The organism is Sphingobacterium sp. UME9, from assembly GCF_014170215.1.
GTDB classification, from domain to species: domain Bacteria; phylum Bacteroidota; class Bacteroidia; order Sphingobacteriales; family Sphingobacteriaceae; genus Sphingobacterium; species Sphingobacterium paramultivorum.
This window is the reverse complement of record NZ_LZZP01000005.1, coordinates 756,003-775,067: the sequence shown is the minus strand read 5'-3', so window position 1 is coordinate 775,067 and position 19,065 is coordinate 756,003. Positions and strand designations below refer to the sequence as shown.

General features: G+C 40.9%; 14 protein-coding genes. 13 read left to right on the top strand and 1 reads right to left on the bottom strand.

Translation table 11 applies throughout. The features are described 5' to 3' along the window. The first annotated feature begins 1 nt into the window (after position 1). The 11 genes from nuoF (at position 2) to A9970_RS11720 (ending at position 13,065) form a co-directional block, all read left to right on the top strand. Complete coding sequence (gene nuoF / locus A9970_RS11770; protein ID WP_153844502.1) at positions 2-1,357, top strand: NADH-quinone oxidoreductase subunit NuoF; 1,356 nt, start codon at positions 2-4, stop codon at positions 1,355-1,357. 30 nt (positions 1,358-1,387) lie between these two features. Next, complete coding sequence (locus A9970_RS11765) at positions 1,388-2,407, top strand: 2Fe-2S iron-sulfur cluster-binding protein (protein WP_120335211.1); 1,020 nt, start codon at positions 1,388-1,390, stop codon at positions 2,405-2,407. A gap of 8 nt (positions 2,408-2,415) precedes the next feature. Further along, positions 2,416-3,459 carry an NADH-quinone oxidoreductase subunit NuoH gene (gene nuoH / locus A9970_RS11760; RefSeq protein ID WP_182982390.1) on the top strand — a complete coding sequence of 348 codons (1,044 nt, stop codon included), beginning with the start codon at positions 2,416-2,418 and terminating at the stop codon, positions 3,457-3,459. A gap of 13 nt (positions 3,460-3,472) precedes the next feature. Next, positions 3,473-3,982 carry an NADH-quinone oxidoreductase subunit I gene (locus A9970_RS11755; RefSeq protein ID WP_070560982.1) on the top strand — a complete coding sequence of 170 codons (510 nt, stop codon included), beginning with the start codon at positions 3,473-3,475 and terminating at the stop codon, positions 3,980-3,982. 11 nt (positions 3,983-3,993) lie between these two features. Then, on the top strand, positions 3,994-4,491 hold the full coding sequence (locus A9970_RS11750; RefSeq protein ID WP_046673083.1) for an NADH-quinone oxidoreductase subunit J: 498 nt from the start codon (positions 3,994-3,996) through the stop codon (positions 4,489-4,491). After that, positions 4,491-4,820 carry an NADH-quinone oxidoreductase subunit NuoK gene (nuoK, locus tag A9970_RS11745; protein WP_153844499.1) on the top strand — a complete coding sequence of 110 codons (330 nt, stop codon included), beginning with the start codon at positions 4,491-4,493 and terminating at the stop codon, positions 4,818-4,820. Before A9970_RS11750 ends, nuoK begins: the two co-directional genes overlap by 1 nt. A gap of 19 nt (positions 4,821-4,839) precedes the next feature. Continuing rightward, positions 4,840-6,762: an NADH-quinone oxidoreductase subunit L gene (nuoL, locus tag A9970_RS11740; protein ID WP_182982389.1), complete on the top strand. Its 1,923-nt coding sequence runs from the start codon at positions 4,840-4,842 to the stop codon at positions 6,760-6,762. Positions 6,763-6,776: 14 nt separating this feature from the next. Continuing rightward, positions 6,777-8,219, top strand: coding sequence for a NuoM family protein (locus A9970_RS11735; protein ID WP_153844497.1), 1,443 nt, complete (start codon positions 6,777-6,779; stop codon positions 8,217-8,219). Positions 8,220-8,236: 17 nt separating this feature from the next. Further along, a complete protein-coding gene (locus A9970_RS11730; RefSeq protein WP_182982388.1) occupies positions 8,237-9,613 on the top strand; it encodes an NADH-quinone oxidoreductase subunit N in 1,377 nt (458 codons plus the stop codon). 126 nt (positions 9,614-9,739) lie between these two features. Continuing rightward, positions 9,740-12,280 carry a DUF5686 family protein gene (locus A9970_RS11725; RefSeq protein WP_182982387.1) on the top strand — a complete coding sequence of 847 codons (2,541 nt, stop codon included), beginning with the start codon at positions 9,740-9,742 and terminating at the stop codon, positions 12,278-12,280. A 5-nt stretch (positions 12,281-12,285) separates the two neighbouring features. Further along, positions 12,286-13,065 (top strand): enoyl-CoA hydratase/isomerase family protein, encoded by a 780-nt coding sequence (locus A9970_RS11720; RefSeq protein WP_153844494.1) that lies wholly within the window; start codon positions 12,286-12,288, stop codon positions 13,063-13,065. Positions 13,066-13,239: 174 nt separating this feature from the next. Here the strand turns inward: A9970_RS11720 and A9970_RS11715 are convergent, their stop codons facing one another. After that, positions 13,240-14,133, bottom strand: a complete 894-nt coding sequence (locus A9970_RS11715) for an AraC family transcriptional regulator (RefSeq protein ID WP_182982386.1) — start codon at positions 14,131-14,133, stop codon at positions 13,240-13,242. A 129-nt stretch (positions 14,134-14,262) separates the two neighbouring features. Between A9970_RS11715 and A9970_RS11710 the strand changes: the two genes are divergently transcribed. Both A9970_RS11710 and A9970_RS11705 read left to right on the top strand, forming a co-directional pair. Next, positions 14,263-15,639, top strand: a complete 1,377-nt coding sequence (locus tag A9970_RS11710) for a sugar porter family MFS transporter (protein WP_182982385.1) — start codon at positions 14,263-14,265, stop codon at positions 15,637-15,639. Between the two features lie 54 nt (positions 15,640-15,693). After that, the gene (locus A9970_RS11705; protein WP_182982384.1) at positions 15,694-19,062 is read left to right on the top strand and encodes a DUF5107 domain-containing protein; all 3,369 of its coding nucleotides are present in this window, start codon (positions 15,694-15,696) and stop codon (positions 19,060-19,062) included. Positions 19,063-19,065: the final 3 nt, after the last annotated feature.

The window sequence follows — 19,065 nt, the reverse complement described above, 5'->3', positions numbered from 1 at the left end:
TATGGCACGTAAACTTTTGTTGACTCATATAGATGTTCCGGGCATCAATACCTTTGAGGTCTATCGACAAAAAGGTGGTTATGTTGCTGTTGAAAAAGTATTAAAGACAATGTCTCCTGAGGATGTTGTCGAAGAGGTTAAGAAGTCTGGATTACGTGGCCGTGGCGGAGCCGGTTTTCCTACGGGGATGAAATGGTCCTTTTTGGCCAAACCTGAGGGGGTGCCGCGCTATTTGGTCTGTAATGCCGACGAGTCTGAACCAGGGACATTCAAAGACCGTTATCTAATGACACATATTCCGCATGCACTTATTGAGGGAATGATTGTATCCAGCTTCGCTTTGGGGGCTCACACGTCTTATATCTATGTGCGTGGAGAGATGATGCCACAGATCAGAATTCTGGAGCGTGCTATTGCTGAAGCCAAGGAGAAAGGGTTTTTGGGTAAAAATATTTTGGGTTCGGGGTATGATCTAGAGATCTATGTTCAACCGGGAGGCGGAGCGTATATATGCGGTGAGGAAACGGCTTTATTAGAGTCCTTAGAAGGTAAACGAGGTAACCCACGTATTAAACCCCCTTTTCCAGCGATAGCGGGTTTATATAACTGCCCGACAGTGGTGAATAATGTGGAGTCTATTGCAACGACAGTTCCCATTATTAATTTGGGTGGTGAAGAGTATGCTAAGATCGGTGTAGAGCGTAGTACCGGAACAAAATTAATTTCCGCTAGCGGAAATATTGTAAAACCAGGGGTCTATGAGATCGAACTTGGTCTGCCCGTTGAAGAATTTATTTACTCGGACGAATATTGTGGTGGTATTGCCAATGGGAAACGAATGAAAGCTGTCGTAGCCGGAGGTTCTTCGGTGCCTATTTTACCGGCTAATCTAATCTTGAAAACTGCTGCTGGAAATAGCCGATTGATGACTTATGAGTCATTGGCTGATGGTGGCTTCCAAACTGGTACAATGCTTGGATCAGGTGGTTTCATCGTATTTGATGAGGATCAGTGCGTGGTGCGTAATACCTGGAACTTTGCTCGATTCTATCATCATGAAAGCTGTGGTCAATGCTCGCCTTGTCGTGAAGGAACGGGTTGGATGGAGAAGGTACTGCATAAGATCGAGAGCGGTCATGGTGCTATGGAAGATATTGATTTACTGTGGGACGTTCAACGAAAAATAGAAGGGAATACGATTTGCCCATTGGGGGATGCTGCGGCATGGCCTGTGGCAGCTGCAATACGACACTTTAGGGATGAATTTGAATGGCATATCCTGCATCCGGAAGAGTCACAAACAAGAAATTATGGACTGGCACATTATGCTGATCCTTTACAACCAATAGTATCATAATAGAAGCTGTAACGATAAATTAATCATATCATGGCAGAAGCGGAAGATGTAAAGTTTAAGGTCACCATCGATGGTATACCGGTAGAGGTTGCTCCTGGGACAAGCATATTAAATGCAGCGAGACAGATCGGCGGCGATATAGTCCCTCCGGCAATGTGTTACTACTCCAAACTGGAGGGAAGTGGCGGTAAATGCCGTACCTGTTTGGTAAAAGTCTCCAAGGGATCTGAAAAAGATCCAAGACCGATGCCGAAATTGGTGGCTTCTTGTCGTACAACGGTGATGGACGGTATGGAAGTACAAAATATTACTTCGCCAGAGGTGGTGGAAGCGAGAAAAGGTGTCGTTGAAATCTTATTGATTAACCATCCCTTAGATTGTCCAATCTGCGATCAGGCTGGTGAATGTAAATTGCAGGATCTTGGATATGAACACGGCAGTGCCAATACACGCTACGAGTTCGATCGACGTACCTTCGAACGCATTGATTTGGGCGATAAGATCCAATTGCATATGAACCGTTGTATCTTATGTTACCGTTGTGTTTATGTCGCAAATCAGTTGACCGACCAGCGTGTACACGGTATCTTAGGACGAGGAGATCACGCCGAGATATCGACTTATATTGAAAATGTAATCGATAATGATTTCTCCGGAAATGTTATTGATGTATGTCCTGTGGGGGCATTGACAGATAAAACCTTCCGTTTCAAGAACAGGGTATGGTTTACGAAGCCTGTCGATGCTCATCGCGATTGTCCGACATGTTCGGGTAAGGTAACCTTATGGTATAAGGGAGAAGAGGTCATTCGGGTTACTGCTCGAAAGGATGAGTTTGGTGAAGTGGAAGAGTTTATCTGTAATACCTGTCGCTTTGATCAGAAAAAAACAAGCGATTGGGTGTTGGAGGAACCGACAGAAATAGACCGACATTCCGTCATTTCTGCCAATCACTACGAGTTATTTAATCCGCCGAAAGTTGTTAAGGAGAATCCGATACTACAGGAACAAAATCGCGAACAGTTGGCTAGAACAGAAAAATTGAAATAATCACAAATATGGAGTGGTCTTTTGTCATAGAAAAATTAATACTGGTGTCTGTTATTTTTGTTATCACCTTGGTGATCGCGATGTATTCGACACTTGCGGAACGTAAAATTGCAGGCTTTATGCAAGATCGATATGGCCCCGATCGGGCAGGTATCTTCGGGATCTTACAACCTTTATGTGACGGGGGGAAGTTTTTCTTTAAAGAGGAAATTATCCCTGCAGGCGCACACAAGGTGCTCTTTATTTTGGGGCCTACAATTGCGATTATAACGGCATGTATTAGTTCAGCCGTTATTCCTTGGGGACAGGAATTGCAGATTGGAGATCGCACAATTTCTTTGCAGGTTGCGCAAGGTATCAATGTTGGGGTGTTGTATATGTTTGGTGTGATTGCACTTGGCGTATATGGTATTATGTTGGGTGGCTGGGCCTCCAATAATAAATTCTCGCTTATGGGTGCAATTCGTGCAGCGTCACAGAGTATCAGCTATGAGATTGCAATGGGATTGTCGCTTATCGCTCTGTTGATGGTGACGCGTACCTTGACACTGGAAGAAATTGTTGCTCAACAGTCTGGTTTTGTCAATTGGAATATCTGGTCACAGCCCTTGGGTTTTATCATTTTTATGGTCTGTGCTTTTGCCGAATGTAATCGGGTTCCATTTGATTTGCCGGAATGTGAAACGGAGCTTGTTGGTGGTTACCATACGGAGTACTCCTCCATGAAATTGGGACTTTATATGTTTTCCGAATACATCAATATGTTTGTTTCCTCCGCGCTGATGGCATCTCTTTATTTTGGCGGATACAATTTCCCTTTTATGAATGATCTGGGATGGTCGGCCAATATGATCACGATCATTGGGGTGGTTGCATTCTTCATTAAAATATTGCTGTTTATCTTTTTCTTTATGTGGGTGCGTTGGACCTTACCACGTTTCCGCTACGATCAATTGATGAATCTGGGCTGGAAGATGTTGATTCCATTGGCGATTGCCAATATTGTACTTACAGGTGTATTTACATTGATTAAAGATACTTATTTCTCATAAGAAAGGACTTTTTATGCAACTAACCAATCGTAAAAAAGTAATTGAACAAAAACCGATGACATTTTCGGAAAGAATTTACTTTCCGGCTATTATCAAAGGTTTACGCATTACATTAAGGCATTTTTTCAAGAAAATTCCAACCATTAAATATCCTGAGGAAATAAGACCTTATTCGAAAAACTTCAGGGGGCAACATTCGCTCAAACGTGATGAGGAAGGGCGTGAGCGATGTACAGCCTGTGGATTATGTGCTTTGTCCTGCCCTGCAGAGGCGATTACAATGACTGCTGCCGAGCGGAAAAAAGGTGAAGAAAATCTTTACCGCGAAGAAAAATATGCGTCGGTATATGAAATCAATATGTTGCGTTGTATTTTCTGTGGTCTATGTGAAGAGGCCTGTCCGAAAGAAGCGATTTATCTGGATGGACCGCATGTGACAGCAGATTATCTCCGTAAGGATTTTATCTATGGAAAAGATAAATTGGTAGAACCAACTTTTGATATTACCAAATTAAAGAGCTAAAACAGGAAATTATGACAGTATTTTATTTTGTAGCCTTCTTGTCTATTTTCTTTGCGCTGCTGACCATTTTTACAAAAAATCCTGTACACAGTGTACTGTATCTGGTCATTACGTTTTTTACGTTTACAATACATTATATTCTTTTGAATGCGCAGTTTTTGGCTGTGGTGAATTTCATCGTATATATGGGAGCCATCATGGTTTTGTTTTTATTTGTATTGATGCTGCTCAACCTGAATAAGGATACCGAACCCATGAAATCCAACTTGGTTAAGTTTATGGGGGTTATCGCCGGCTGTTGCCTATTGGTGACTTTCTTCGGTGTATACCGCGTATTTGATATTTCTAATCCCTTGACTGTTGTTAATCCAGAAATCGGGTTGGTTAAGAATCTGGGTAAGGTGTTGTTTAACGAATTTTTGCTTCCTTTTGAGTTATCATCATTATTGTTATTGACGGCAATGATTGGAGCAATATTATTAGCTAAGAAAGAACCTAAACAAATCTAATGGAAACAGTTGTTCAACAGTTGCAGGGGGTGCCAATAAATCATTATCTGATTTTTTGTGCGATTATTTTCGTTATTGGTGTTATCGGTGTTCTTATTCGCCGTAACGTCATTATTATTATGATGTCTATTGAATTGATGCTGAATGCGGTGAATCTTCTTTTAGCTGCTTTTTCCGTGCAGCATGGCGATGCGTCTGGACAGGTCTTTGTCTTCTTTATCATGGCATTGGCGGCGGCAGAAGTTGCCGTTGGCCTGGCGATTATTATTATGGTATATCGGAATACGAAGTCTGTGGATATCGATTCCTTAAATAAACTTCGTTGGTAGAACTTAAGAAATAAATACGATGAGTGAATTAGTTTGGTTGATTCCCCTTTTGCCCTTAATCGGGTTTATAGTGAATGGATTGGGTAGGAATACCTTTTCCAAAGGTATGATAGGCGCTGTTGGCAGTGCTGTAGTGCTTATTTCTTTTGTATGTAGCTGCCTTCTTTTCTCCGAAGTCTACCAAGCGAGACAAGCTGGACAAGCAGGCATCATTGAACAACATGTATTTGATTGGATTGCAGTGGGCAATCTCAAGATCGGTCTGTCCTTTTTGGTAGATCCGTTAAGTGCGATTATGCTCTTAATCGTTACGGGAATTGGTTTCCTTATCCATGTCTATTCTATTGGTTATATGCATCATGATAATGGATTTGGTAAGTTCTTCGCTTATTTGAATCTTTTTATCTTTTTTATGTTGCTATTGGTATTGGGATCCAATTACCTGGTCATGTTCATAGGCTGGGAAGGTGTAGGACTATGTTCTTATTTATTGATCGGCTTTTGGTATAAAAATAGTTCGTATGCAAATGCAGCAAAAAAAGCATTTGTGATGAATAGAATAGGGGATTTAGGTTTTCTGCTTGCGGTATTTTTAATACTTGGGACTTTTGGCTCCTTAGAATTTTCGACTGTATTTCCAGCGGCCAAGAATTTTGCTGTTGGTGATATCACAGTCGTTAGCATTACCATTTTGTTATTTATTGCTGCAACAGGTAAATCGGCGCAGATACCTTTGTTTACCTGGTTGCCAGATGCCATGGCTGGCCCGACCCCCGTGTCGGCCCTGATCCATGCGGCGACGATGGTTACGGCCGGTATTTATATGATTGCACGTTCCAATGTATTGTTTATTCTTTCACCGTTTACCTTGCAGCTCATTTCTGTCATAGCTATCTGTACAGCCCTGTTAGCTGCCGCGATTGCATTGACACAAAATGATATTAAGAAAGTATTGGCTTATTCCACAGTTTCACAATTGGGCTATATGTTTCTTGGCCTCGGTGTCGGAGCATTTACGGGAGCGTTTTTCCATGTATTGACTCATGCCTTTTTCAAAGCATTACTATTCTTAGGGGCCGGATCTGTTATACATGGTATGAGTGAGGAACAGGATATGCGTAAAATGGGCGGCTTGAAGAAAGCAATGCCTATTACTTATCTGACGATGTTGATGGGGACAATCGCGATTGCAGGAATTCCACCATTCTCTGGCTTCTTCTCCAAAGACGAAATATTGGCAGGGGCTTTTGCCGCTAGTCCGGTCTTATGGGGTTTAGGTTTTATTGGTGCATTAATGACGGCATTCTATATGTTTAGGATGCTGTTTATGACCTTTTTTGGAACATTCCGTGGTACGGAAGAGCAAAAACATCATTTGCATGAATCTCCAAAGAGTATGACAATGCCACTCATTGTATTGGCTATACTTTCTGTGGTTGGAGGTGTGATCAACTTACCAGCTGTTTTGGGTGGTAATCATTGGCTTGAGGATTTCCTGGCGCCGGTGTTCTCAGAGGGAAAAGCAATAATGCCTGCAACTCATCATTTGGAACACAGTACTGAATATTTATTAATGGCCGTTTCTGTTGTTGGAGTATTGATTATGGTTGCTTTAGCCTTTAATAAGTATGTTAAACGACAACAGTTACCTGAAGCGGGAGAAGGTACCAGAAGTTTCTTGGCGAATCTATCTTACAATAAGTTTTACGTGGATGAACTTTATGATAGCATCATTGTACGTCCCATCAATTGGCTCTCGGCTTTCTTCGGGAATGTTGTGGATCAACGTGGCATTGACGGTGTTGTTAATGGTGCCGGGAAAGCAACATTTGATACAGGAAAAGTATTGCGTTTGCTCCAGAATGGTAATGTTGGTTTTTATTTATTGATGATGGTAATTGGGGTGATTGCCATTTTCATCTATGGATTGTTGAGTCTTTAATTTTGGTGTAATCGATGGATAACTTGTTTTTACTTATTTTATTGCCGTTAATAAGCGCGTTGATTCTAACGTTCTTAAAGACCAATGCTGCAAAGTCTATTGCCTTGATTTTATCATTACTGTCTTTGGCCTTGACTATTCCTTTCCTTTGTACTTTTGACGCAAATGGCGGAATGCAATTTGAACAAAATTGGCTATGGATTTCTTCATTGCATATTCATTTTCATATCGGCGTTGATGGAATTAGCTTGCCGCTGATATTATTGACGAATGGACTGATGCCTTTAATTATTGCTACAACCTTTAAGAAGGATTATAAAGGAAACTTTTATGCATTAATGGCTTTTATGCAAGCGGGCTTATTGCTCGTATTTATGGCCTTGGATGCGTTTACTTTTTATGTGGGTTGGGAGATTGCCTTGATTCCGATTTATTTTATTTGTGCACTTTGGGGTGAAGGAGATCGTATTCGCGTAAATTTGAAATTCTTTATTTATACTTTTTTGGGTAGCCTTTTGATGTTGATCGGTATTCTTTATCTCTATCAACAAGTGCCCAATCGTGATTTTGAATGGACTTCATTTATAGCATTAGATTTGGGGGAAAATACACAGAGATGGTTATTTTGGGCTTTTTTTGTTGCTTTCGCCATCAAAATACCAATTTTTCCTTTTCATACCTGGCAACCCAATACGTATACAAACGCACCTGCAGCAGGTACGATGTTGTTGGCGGGTATCATGCTCAAAATGGGGGTTTATGGTTTAATGCGTTGGCTATTGCCTATTGCACCAGCTGGTGTTGCTCTATACGGACATTTTGCAATGATCTTATGCGTTATTGGGATCGTTTATGCTTCCATTATTGCAATTAAACAAGATGATGTGAAGCGATTGATCGCATATTCATCAATAGCCCACGTTGGCTTAATTAGTGCTGGTGTCTTCACATGGAATACGAATGGCCTGAGTGGTGCAACTATTCAAATGTTAAATCACGGTATTTCTGTGATAGGGCTTTTTTATGTGTTGGATATTATACAGCAACGCACACAGACACGTAGTCTCACTGAGCTCGGCGGAATAGCAAGCAAGGCGCCTCGGTTGGCCATCTTCTTTATGATTATTTGTATGGGAGCAGTGGGGTTACCATTAACGAATGGATTTATTGGTGAGTTTTTATTATTGAAAGGCGTCTTTCAATATGGATTTTGGTTTGCGGTTTTCGCGGGTTTAACCTTAATTCTGGGTGCAGTTTATATCCTTAGGCTTTATCAAGGAACGATGTTGGGAGAAACGACCGAAAGAACTATACAATTTGAAGATGTAAAAGGAACGGAACTTATTGTATTGACAGTGGTCTCTGTATTGATCCTTTATATTGGTATATTCCCTAATTTCCTATTGAACCTTTCTGCAGGTTCTGTGGAAGTTTTAAGTACATTTTTAGGCAGATAATAGATATATTTAATTGTATGGGTGCAATAATTACACTTTCGATATTAGCATTAGTCGTCCTTTATCTTGGTTTATTCAAGATGAAATCTATGCTGCTGCCTGTTTCTATTCTTGGCTTCTTGGTCGCTATTGGTTTCTTATGGAATGACTGGACTTCTACCAGCGGACCTCTCTATAGTGGGATGGTTCATTTTGATCATTATGCTATTGCTTTCTCGGTCTTATGTATCGCGGTTACCTTGTGCATCTTTGTAATCTCAAAGGGATATTTTGATGAGGAGGGACAAATTGCGGAGTATTATTCGTTATTGATTTTCTCCCTCACAGGTGCTGTTCTTGTGAATAGTTATCATAATTTTTCAATGCTTTTTTTAGGTATTGAAATTATGTCTGTAGCGCTTTATATTTTGGTCGGTATACGTAAAAGAGACAAAGCATCAAATGAAGCTGCATTAAAGTACTTTTTGATGGGAGCTTTCTCTACTGGGTTTCTACTGTTTGGTATTGCCCTGTTGTACGGTGCTACAGGATCATTTGATTTAGGTGAAATCAAAAACTATGTTGTCAATAACCCGCAGGCAATTTCGCCTTTGTTTTATGGAGGTATATTGCTCCTCATTGTGGGACTGACGTTCAAGGTGGGGGCTGTTCCCTTTCATTTCTGGACACCAGATGTTTATGATGGAGCTCCGATACTGATTACGAGTTATATGAGTACGGTCGTTAAAGTTGCTTCTTTTGCTGGATTGTTACGTTTATTCAGTTATAGTCTATTGCCTTTACAAGATTTTTGGACTCCGGTTTTCTTAGTGATCGCCATTCTTACCTTATTTGTTGGAAATATTTCTGCATTAATGCAGTCTTCCTTCAAACGTATGCTTGCTTATTCAAGTGTTTCGCATGCTGGGTATATGTTATTTGCGATTGTAGCAGTTGGGGCTACTTCGGCTAATAGTATCTTTGCTTATGGCCTTGCCTATTCGCTAGCAACCATTGTTGCCTTTACGGGATTGATCCTTGTCAAGAAAACGACGGGCTCCGAGCATTTTGAGGCTTTTAATGGCTTGGGCAAACGAAATCCTTTGCTCGCATTTGCCATCACGATAGCCATGCTTTCTCTTGCGGGAATACCACTGACAGCTGGATTTATCGGTAAGTTTATGATGTTTTCTTCTGTTATGGAAAATTATCATATTGTTTTGCTCGTATTGGCGGTAATCAATGCAGGCATTGCTGTGTATTACTACTTAAAAGTTGTCGTTGCGATGTACTTTAGAGACAGTGACGAATCCTGTGTCAATGTGCAGTGGAATTATTCATTGGTATTATTCCTTGCCGTAATGCTTACCATCTTAATTGGGGTATATCCAGACTGCCTTTTAAAATTAATATAAAGTTTCTGTTAAAATACTTGTTGTTTATTAGAGCATGGCGATTTCGCTGTGCTTTTTTTATTTTTATTGGTATAACTCTTGCATACAAATTGTATATTGTAAAAAAGAAATCCTATCAAATTGCAGATGGCGTTTAAAGTGTGTGTTAAATCTTTTTCGATTCATGTTTTATGTGTGTTACTTTTCTTCGTTATCTGCGGACAAGTAATTGCACAGGACTTTATTCGTGGAAAGGTTGTTGATGCACAAACAGGCAAGGGCATTTCAAGGGTTTCAATCAACTGGCTTGGGGAAGATAGTGGTGGTAGTAGTGATACCCTTGGGTATTTTAAGATTCTAGACATCAAGAAATACAGACAACTTGTATTTGGAGCAGTGGGATATGAGCGGCGGACGGTGGATGTTCGTCGTTTACAAGATTCTATGCTGACGGTGCATTTAATTGCCTCGAATAATACATTAGAGGAGGTCGTGGTCAATCGAAAAAACAAAAAGCCTAAAGATCCAGCTATTGCACTGATCGAACAGGTGATAGCGCATCGACCACAAAATCATTATACCCGAATACCTGAAATTCGTTTTGACGAATACGAGAAGACGCAATTTGGTTTTGTCAATCCTGAGGATAAAGCAAAAAAATTTCCGAAACCATTCCGATTCCTCTTTGAAAATGTCGATTCTACAGCTTTTCGGGGGCAGACCATTGCACCCTTTTATTTGGAAGAAAACTATGCTAATATCTATTCATCCCATAATCCAGATCGGAGTAAGAAGATTGTCATCAGCCACAATCAGACCGAATTAAATCCACGCTTTTTTAACAATGATAATTGGCAGACACGCTTCCAGACGATACTCCGTGATGTTGATCTCTATGATAATACAATTCAGATCACGAACAAGGGTGTCTTAAGTCCAATTGCTTCCGGTGCTACAGCGTTTTATAGGTACAAAATTCAAGATACGATAAAGATCGAGGGGAAGGATTATATTGAGCTCCATTTTGAAGGTAAATCGGAAATTGATCTGCTCTTCTATGGTGATCTACTAATCTCAGATGATACAAGGTATGCGGTTCATCGCGCGACATTGAATATCGGACGTACCGCAAATATCAATTGGATAAATGACGTGCAGATAGATCTCAGCTATAGCGAATTTAAAAACGGTAGCATGCTTCCCGTTCATGCAGACCTGAAAATGTTATTTGGCGGGAGCAAGTCGGATGTATTGTATGGGCGCAGGGAAACCCAATACTTAGGACATCGCACCGATTCTATTTCGAATGAGAATTTTGCGGGTGTACCTGTTGAAAAAAGGTATCTCCTCCAGTCCGCACCGCATGTACCCATAGTAGGGGTCAGACCAAGCCCATTAAGCCATGCTGAATTAGGGGCATATCAAAAAGTTGATTCGGTACAGAATATGCGTTCTTTTAATCAGTTAGTAGCATTGGGCTATTTATTGGCAAAGGGGTATTATAATGCCGGGAAAGTTGAGTTTGGTCCTCTGGAATATCTTTATAGCCGTAATAATTACGAAGGGAATCGTTTTAGGATGAGTGGTCGAACAACACGCTTGTTTTCGGAAAAGGCCTACATTGAAGGATACACAGCCTATGGCGATAAAGACAAAGCACTAAAATACTACTTGAGTACGGCATTTACTTTAAATGGAGAACGTATTGTTCAGTTTCCGGCAAATTATTTACGTTTTACTGTACAGCACGACGTTATGGAACCGGGGCGAGGTTTGGGTTTTTTAAAAGGAGATGGTTTCTTCCGTTCTTTTGGGAAAAACAGACCGAATAAATGGCAGTTTAATGATATCTATCGTCTCGATCATCTGATCGAATTTGGGAACCATATTAGTGTAGGAACGGCATTTACACATACCCGCAGACAGCCTCGCGGTGATTTGTTTTATATCAATAGTCTACCTATACCGGATACAGTCCGCCAAGTAAATACAAACGATCTACAGCTGATTTTACGTTGGGCTCCGAATGAAGAATTTACTTATCATAATCTCGACAGAGGAACAGTAGAAAATAAATATCCCATTTTTACCCTGCAATATAATAAAGGCCTGAAAGGATTTTGGGGTGCAGATTATAGTTATGATGCGTTGCGGTTCAGTGTGTTCAAACGATTGTTCTTATCGCCAGCAGGACAGGCTGATTTTGAATTCTCAGGCGGGAGAATTTGGGGGAAACACCTGCCTTATACCTTACTGGAACTTCCAGAAGTCACTAAAGATAAGCAGGGCCCGTTGGTGAATTTTGACTTGATGGCTACCTCGGAATTTGTTTCAGACCAGTTTTTGAAATTGACTTATTACCACAATTGGAATGGTTTCTTTTTTAATAGAATTCCTTTGTTCAGACGGTTAAAGTGGCGTGAAGTAACAGGATTCAAGGCTTTTTATGGAAAGTTAAGCGATGCCAACAATCCCTTTGTTACGCCCGAAAATATTCAGTTTGAAGCGGACAAAGATGGTATTATTCAAACAAAAGCCGTGCGAAATAAACCTTATGTAGAAGGACTTGTGGGGGTGGATAATATCTTTAAATTGATTAGATTAGAGTATAAAAAGAGATTAAGCTATAAAGGCGGAGAAGGAGTTCCTTCTGATACTTTTACGGCATCCTTACATTTTAATTTTTAGCAATTATGGTTCAATATTCAAATTTAAAGTATGCCATTAAAGATAGTATTGGCTATGTCATCATTAATCGCGAGCCGCAACTGAATGCCTTAAATCAGGAAACGCTTGATGAATTGCAAGATATCTTCAAACATTTCAATTCCGATGATCATGTAAGGGGTATTATTCTGACTGGCGCCGGACATAAAGCATTTGCCGCGGGCGCGGATATCAAGGAATTTATGGATTTGTCTGTGATTCAGGCGCGATGGCTTAGTGAAAGAGGGCATATTATCTTTACGGATCTTATCGAAGGTTCTCCGAAGCCAGTTATTGCTGCTATAAATGGATATGCTTTAGGCGGAGGGTTGGAGATGGCTTTAGCTTGCCATATCCGTATAGCTTCTGAAAATGCCAAAATGGGACTTCCGGAGGTTTCTTTAGGCCTGATTCCGGGTTACGGAGGTACACAGCGTTTGCCCAAATTGATCGGAAAAGGACAGGCTATGCAAATGATTTTAACGGGCGATATGATTGATGCGCAGCGAGCTTATGAACTAGGACTGGTCAATGAGGTGATCGCACAGGATAAACTAATTGCCCGAGCGGAGGAAATACTCCAAAAGATATTTACGCGCTCGCGCGTTGCAGTGGCAAATGCTATTGCAGCTATTAATGCTGCTGAGGATAGACAACAAAACGGAAATAAGTTGGAAATGGATGCCTTCGGACATTTGTTCGGAACAGAAGATTTCAAAGAAGGTGTTTCAGCATTTTTAGGGAAAAGGACACCCAATTTTGAATAATGCCGCAATACTTCGCTAAACGCTATACGTTGTGTATTGGCAGGTTTGAGTGTCGATGAAGAGTGAGAGATAGCGCCAAGAAAAGATGTTCGAATGGAGAGCTAATCGCTTATAACCAATCGTTTAGAGGTAGCTGGTCTAGATGGCTTATGAATCCGAAGGGTTTAACCGACTTTATTTTTGATATTTTTTGCGATATTCTTGTGGCGACATTTTCATTTCTCGTGTAAACGCTTTTGAAAAATGAAAGGGGTCATAAAAGTGGAGTTTGAATGCGATTTCTTTAATCTTAAGTAGTGTAAATTGTAGGTAAGAGCAAGCTCTTTGCATACGGAGTTGATTGTAATATACCATGGGTGGGTAAGATGTTTTCTGCTTGAACAAGTTAATAAGATGTGATTTGGAATAGTTGAAATGTGCTGAAATATCATCCAAATTGATATTGGTCTCCAGATTGTCTTTCATAAATATGATAATGTCCTGTATGATATTGTCTACTTGGATTCGGTTACTTTCTCTAAACTGTGCCTGATATTGAATGGAAGCTAAAAAATATTGAAAGCAAAAACTCGTATACTCCAAATTTTCTGGACTGTATCCCATCTCGAGGTTTTTGTAGATGCTCTCGAAGAGCTGGATGCGGTTGGCATGTTTGTTTGAATCCGCGTCATCTATATGAATCACTTCGCCCATGATATGTTTAAAAAGAGCCGCATCTGTCCCGATGAAATGAATCCAATAGATGCTCCAGGGATCATTTGATTTTGCGCCATAGCAATGTGCACAATCTCTCGGTATTATAAATACATCGTTTCTTTTAAGGTTGTGCGTTGTTTCATCCTGTTTTATCCAACCAGTTCCTTCTTCGCAATAAATCAGAATATATTCCTTACATCCTTCTTGACGATCACGGTAGTGTTTTTTTGCATTGGGATAATAGCCGATATGTGTGATGTGTAATTTTGATGTAATGCTATTGTCTGCCAAGTAATTGCATACGGCATAGGGAAGGACAATCGCCTTTTCTCCTTTGAATCCTTCAGCGATGACATCTTGGTTTTGTTTCATAAATCGAGCTTGTTTTTGGTTATCCTTATAAAAATAGTAATATTTTACATGTTTATCGTGTTCACTTACATGATTCTCCCCAAGTAATCCATTAATTTTACCTAAGTAAATCTAAATATGTAAACTCTTATGCAAAAGACTGCGACGACCTATCTGCTATTGATCACTTTTGTGGCTGCTATTGGTGGATTTCTATTTGGATATGATTGGGTAGTTATTGGAGGTGCAAAACCATTTTATGAGGCTTATTTTCATTTGGAATCCGATCCTGCATTGCAGGGATGGGCCATGTCTTCGGCGATTGTGGGAAGCTTTGTTGGTGTACTGCTCTCCGGGGGACTGGCAGATCGCTATGGTAGAAAACCACTGATTTATACAGCCGCAATTTTATTTATAATTTCTGCATTGGGAACCGGCATGGCGTCCGAACTTGACACCTTTATTATTTATCGGATTTTGGGCGGGATAGGTATTGGTGTAGCCTCCAATTTGGCTCCGATGTATATCGCGGAAATCGCCCCTGCAGAAAGTCGGGGAAAATTTGTATCAGTCAATCAATTAACCATTGTACTGGGCATACTTACAGCACAGGTGGTTAATTGGCTCATTGCTAAGCCGGTTTTAGCTGGAGAATCTATTCTAGAAACCTGGAATGGGCAAGAGGGTTGGAGGTGGATGTTTTGGGCAGGAGCGATCCCAGCGGTCTTTTTTTTGGTATTACTTTTCCTGATTCCCGAAAGCCCCCGTTGGTTGTATACGAAAGGGAAGCACGAACAGGCAAAGCGCGTGTTTTTACGCATGGGTGGAGATGAATATGCAGCAGAAAATATACGATCTATTGCCGAGGCGGCTGAGCTAAGTAAGGGTAAAGCTCGAAAAAGAAATTTATTTCAGGGCAAGTTGCTGCGCTTGTTGTTGCTAGGGAGTTTTATTGCGGTCTTTCAACAGTGGTGTGGGATTAATGTTATTTTTAATTACGCCCAAGAAATTTTTACGGCTGCTGGATATACAGTTTCGGGGATGCTTTTCAATATTATTATCACTGGAGTGATCAATGTAATTTTTACATTTATCGGCATGTATCTGGTTGATCGTATTGGTCGTCGTGCATTGATGCTCTTCGGATCGGCAGGACTTTTTGTGATTTATATTGCCTTAGGAGCTTGCTATTATTTCAATTGCAGTGGAATTTTCGTGCTTCTGCTTGTGTTAGCCGGAATTGCGGTGTATGCAATGACCTTGGCACCTGTTACTTGGGTAATCATCGCCGAAATATTCCCTACCGCTGTAAGGGCGCAGGCCATGGCGATTGCGACATCGTTATTATGGATTGCATGTTTTGTGCTCACTTATACTTTTCCTTTACTGAATCAAAATTTGGGCGCAGCTGGTACATTCTGGCTGTATGGTGGAGTCTGTTTTATTGGCTATCTGTTTCTGTGGAGCCGACTGAAAGAGACCAAAGGAAAAAGCTTAGAAGAAATTGAACAAGAACTGGAAGGATAATTGGCACCAGGATAATCAACTCGACCTATATAAACCTATTAGTGTATTAAGAAAATGACAGAATTGACGCGTAACCTCATAAAATCAACAGTTGACCAGAAAGGGATCGTAAAAGCATGGGAGGAGCAGGTTGCGATTCCAACATACGAGATTGGGACGATGGAGAAGAATCCCATATTTGCCGAAAAGCGCGTATACCAAGGTAGCTCGGGGGCAGTATATCCCTATCCTATCATAGAGAAAATTAGCGATCAAAAGCGAAACAAGATCTATCAAGCGCTATTTCTTGAAAATGAATATATCAAGGTGATGATTCTTCCAGCTTTAGGTGGACGGGTTCATATGGCTTATGATAAAGTTAGAGAACGACATTTCGTTTACTATAATGAAGTTATCAAGCCCGCTTTGGTTGGGCTCACTGGTCCTTGGATTTCCGGAGGGATTGAATTTAATTGGCCCCAGCATCATCGACCGACTACTTTTATGCCAACAGAGCATTTAATCGAACACAACAGCGATGGAAGTATTACGGTTTGGTGCAACGAAATCGAGCGTATGTTTCGGACGAAGGCCATGCAGGGATTTACTTTGCATCCCGACAAAGCGTATCTGGAAATCAAGGTTCAGGTGTATAATCGGACAGCATTGCCACAAACTTTTCTGTGGTGGGCCAATCCAGCTGTTGTTGTGAATGACGACTATTATTCCGTGTTCCCTCCCGATGTCAATGCCGTTTTTGATCATGGAAAGCGAGAGGTTTCTTCTTTCCCGATTGCTACGGGGACCTATTACAAGTACGATTACTCGGCAGGTGTTGATATTGCACAATACAAGAATATTCCTGTTCCGACATCCTATATGGCCATTCAATCGAAATACAACTTCGTTGGCGGCTATGAGGCTGGTGCTACCAATGCGGGGATGTTACATGTGGCCGACCATCACATTTCACCGGGGAAAAAACAGTGGACCTGGGGAAATGGTGACTTTGGTGTCGCTTGGGATAGAAACCTGACAGATGAAAATGGACCGTATATTGAATTGATGGCTGGTGTATATACAGATAATCAGCCTGATTTTGCTTGGTTACAACCCTACGAAGTGAAATCCTGGTCGCAGTATTTTATGCCTTACGCAGAAGTCGGACAGGTGAAAAATGCAACAAAAGATGCGGTGCTCAATATGGAGATTCGGGAGCAGACCGCTCACATTGTCCTGTATACAACAGGGACGTATGAAAGTATACGTGTTTTGTTACGTAATACGGCCGGTAAAGTCTATTTGGACGAACAAGTGACTTGTTCTCCTCGGAATATTTATACCCAAAGTGTTGCTGGATTGGACAGTGTACCAACCGAACTCATATTGACCGTGTATGATAAAAATAACCATGAAATATTGGTCTACCAGCAAGAACAGCCGAAGGATGCCAAAGATATACCCAAACCAGCACAGGCAGCATTGCTGCCCGAAGATATTTGTTCTATCGAAGAATTGTTTTTGACAGGACAGCATCTGGAGCAGTACCGACATGCAACTTATAACCCATTGGATTATTATAAGGAAGCTCTGCGACGTGAACCGAGCGACATCAGATGTAATAATGCAATGGGCGCTTTCTTGTTGCGGAACGGTAAGATAGAGGAGTCCATTATTTATTTTGAGACCGCGATCGCTCGCGCTACCGAGCGTAATCCCAATCCTTATGATGGAGAACCTTATTACAACCTTGGTGTAGCTCTGCAATTATCTGGGGATCTGAATGGTGCTTATGCAGCTTTCTACAAAGCAACATGGAATGCCGCATGGAAGGATTCTGGCTATTTTGGTTTGGCACAAATTGATGCGAAGAGAGGCGATTGGAAAGCTGCTTTGGAGAAAATAGATCACTCATTGAGCAGAAACTGGTATCACCATAAAGGAAGGCAGCTGAAGGCCTCTATTTTAAGAAAACTCGGGGCAAAAGATGCCGCTTTAGCATGTATTCAAGAATCAATGGAATTGGATCCGTTTAATATGGGCTGTCGATTCGAATGGTACCTGTTAACACAAGAAGAATCGATATTTTCTCCTATTCTCGATTTAGCGCGCGTTAATATTCATAGTGCGATAGAGTATGCATTGGATTTTGCTCATGCCGGTCTATATGAAGAAGCATCTTTACTCCTGGAAAAAACCATTGAAGACGTAACCTTAGTTTACCCTATGGTATATTATACACTAGGTTATTTCGCAACTCATTTGGGCTTGCATGACAAGGCAAAAACTTATTGTGACCAAGCCGTCGTTATGGATCCGACTTATTGTTTTCCAAATCGTTTGGAAGAGATTGCAATTCTCCGACATGCCATAGTTTTAAATAGTGCTGACGCAAAGGCCTCGTATTATTTGGGCAATCTTTGGTATGGTAAAAGACAGCATCAGGATGCTGTTGACTGTTGGGAGCATGCGATCCAATTGGATGGACAGTTTCCTACCGTTTATCGTAATTTGGCCCTAGCTTATTATAATCGGATAGACAAGAAGAAAGAAGCTGTACCCCTATTGGAGAGCGCATTTTCATTGGATGAAACTGATGCACGTTTACTCATGGAGCTTCATCAGCTCTACAAGAAGGAGGGACGCTCTTACAAAGAAAGGTTGGCGTTACTCGATCGATATCCGGATTTGGTGACGCTTAGGGATGATCTATTCTTGGAGCGCATCACCCTATTTAATCTCTTGGGTGAATACGAGAGCGCGAAAACGTTGCTTGCTTCCCGGCAGTTTAAGCCCTGGGAAGGAGGAGAAGGTAAGGTCTCTCGTCAATATACCATATGTCAGCTGGAATTGGCTAAAAAATCGATACTGCAAAATGAACTGCAGCAGGCGCTTTCCTTACTAAAGGCGATTGATTATTATCCACATAACCTTGGTGAAGGTAAGCTGATTACAATGGAAGAAAACGATATTCACTATTATAAGGGACTTGTCCATCGTTTATTGGGTATGGACGAAGAAGCTAAGGTTTATTTCTATAAAGCAACAGAAGGTGCTGATGAACCCCAGCAAGCCCTTTTCTATAATGATCCACAACCAGATAAGATATTTTATCAAGGTTTAGCCTGGCATGAGCTTGGTGATCCGGTGCGAGCTGAACAACGTTTTCAATGTTTAATAGATCATGGAAAGTTATTTATTGACAAGCCCTTTAAAATAGATTATTTTGCAGTTTCCTTGCCTGATATGGATATTTGGGAGGAAAATCTGGATCATAAGAATAAAATACATTGTCTGTATGTCATGGGATTGGGGTATTTGGGGAATGGAGATCGTGCTTTGGCAATGGATTATTTGGTACAAGTGCAGCAGTTAGATCCAAATCACCAAGGGAGCCAAGCCATTATACATTCTTTCTTAGGTGAAACTTCTTTAAAGAATTAATTT

What these genes read in the sequence shown, in the direction of transcription:
- nuoK (WP_153844499.1), top strand. Translation starts at nt 4,491, where the DNA reads ATGGAAACAGTTGTTCAACAGTTGCAGGGGGTGCCAATAAATCATTAT.
- A9970_RS11725 (WP_182982387.1), top strand. Translation starts at nt 9,740, where the DNA reads ATGGCGTTTAAAGTGTGTGTTAAATCTTTTTCGATTCATGTTTTATGT.
- A9970_RS11755 (WP_070560982.1), top strand. Translation starts at nt 3,473, where the DNA reads ATGCAACTAACCAATCGTAAAAAAGTAATTGAACAAAAACCGATGACA.
- nuoL (WP_182982389.1), top strand. Translation starts at nt 4,840, where the DNA reads ATGAGTGAATTAGTTTGGTTGATTCCCCTTTTGCCCTTAATCGGGTTT.
- nuoH (WP_182982390.1), top strand. Translation starts at nt 2,416, where the DNA reads ATGGAGTGGTCTTTTGTCATAGAAAAATTAATACTGGTGTCTGTTATT.
- A9970_RS11750 (WP_046673083.1), top strand. Translation starts at nt 3,994, where the DNA reads ATGACAGTATTTTATTTTGTAGCCTTCTTGTCTATTTTCTTTGCGCTG.
- A9970_RS11730 (WP_182982388.1), top strand. Translation starts at nt 8,237, where the DNA reads ATGGGTGCAATAATTACACTTTCGATATTAGCATTAGTCGTCCTTTAT.
- A9970_RS11715 (WP_182982386.1), bottom strand. Translation starts at nt 14,133, where the DNA reads ATGAAACAAAACCAAGATGTCATCGCTGAAGGATTCAAAGGAGAAAAG.
- A9970_RS11735 (WP_153844497.1), top strand. Translation starts at nt 6,777, where the DNA reads ATGGATAACTTGTTTTTACTTATTTTATTGCCGTTAATAAGCGCGTTG.
- nuoF (WP_153844502.1), top strand. Translation starts at nt 2, where the DNA reads ATGGCACGTAAACTTTTGTTGACTCATATAGATGTTCCGGGCATCAAT.
- A9970_RS11705 (WP_182982384.1), top strand. Translation starts at nt 15,694, where the DNA reads ATGACAGAATTGACGCGTAACCTCATAAAATCAACAGTTGACCAGAAA.
- A9970_RS11765 (WP_120335211.1), top strand. Translation starts at nt 1,388, where the DNA reads ATGGCAGAAGCGGAAGATGTAAAGTTTAAGGTCACCATCGATGGTATA.
- A9970_RS11720 (WP_153844494.1), top strand. Translation starts at nt 12,286, where the DNA reads ATGGTTCAATATTCAAATTTAAAGTATGCCATTAAAGATAGTATTGGC.
- A9970_RS11710 (WP_182982385.1), top strand. Translation starts at nt 14,263, where the DNA reads ATGCAAAAGACTGCGACGACCTATCTGCTATTGATCACTTTTGTGGCT.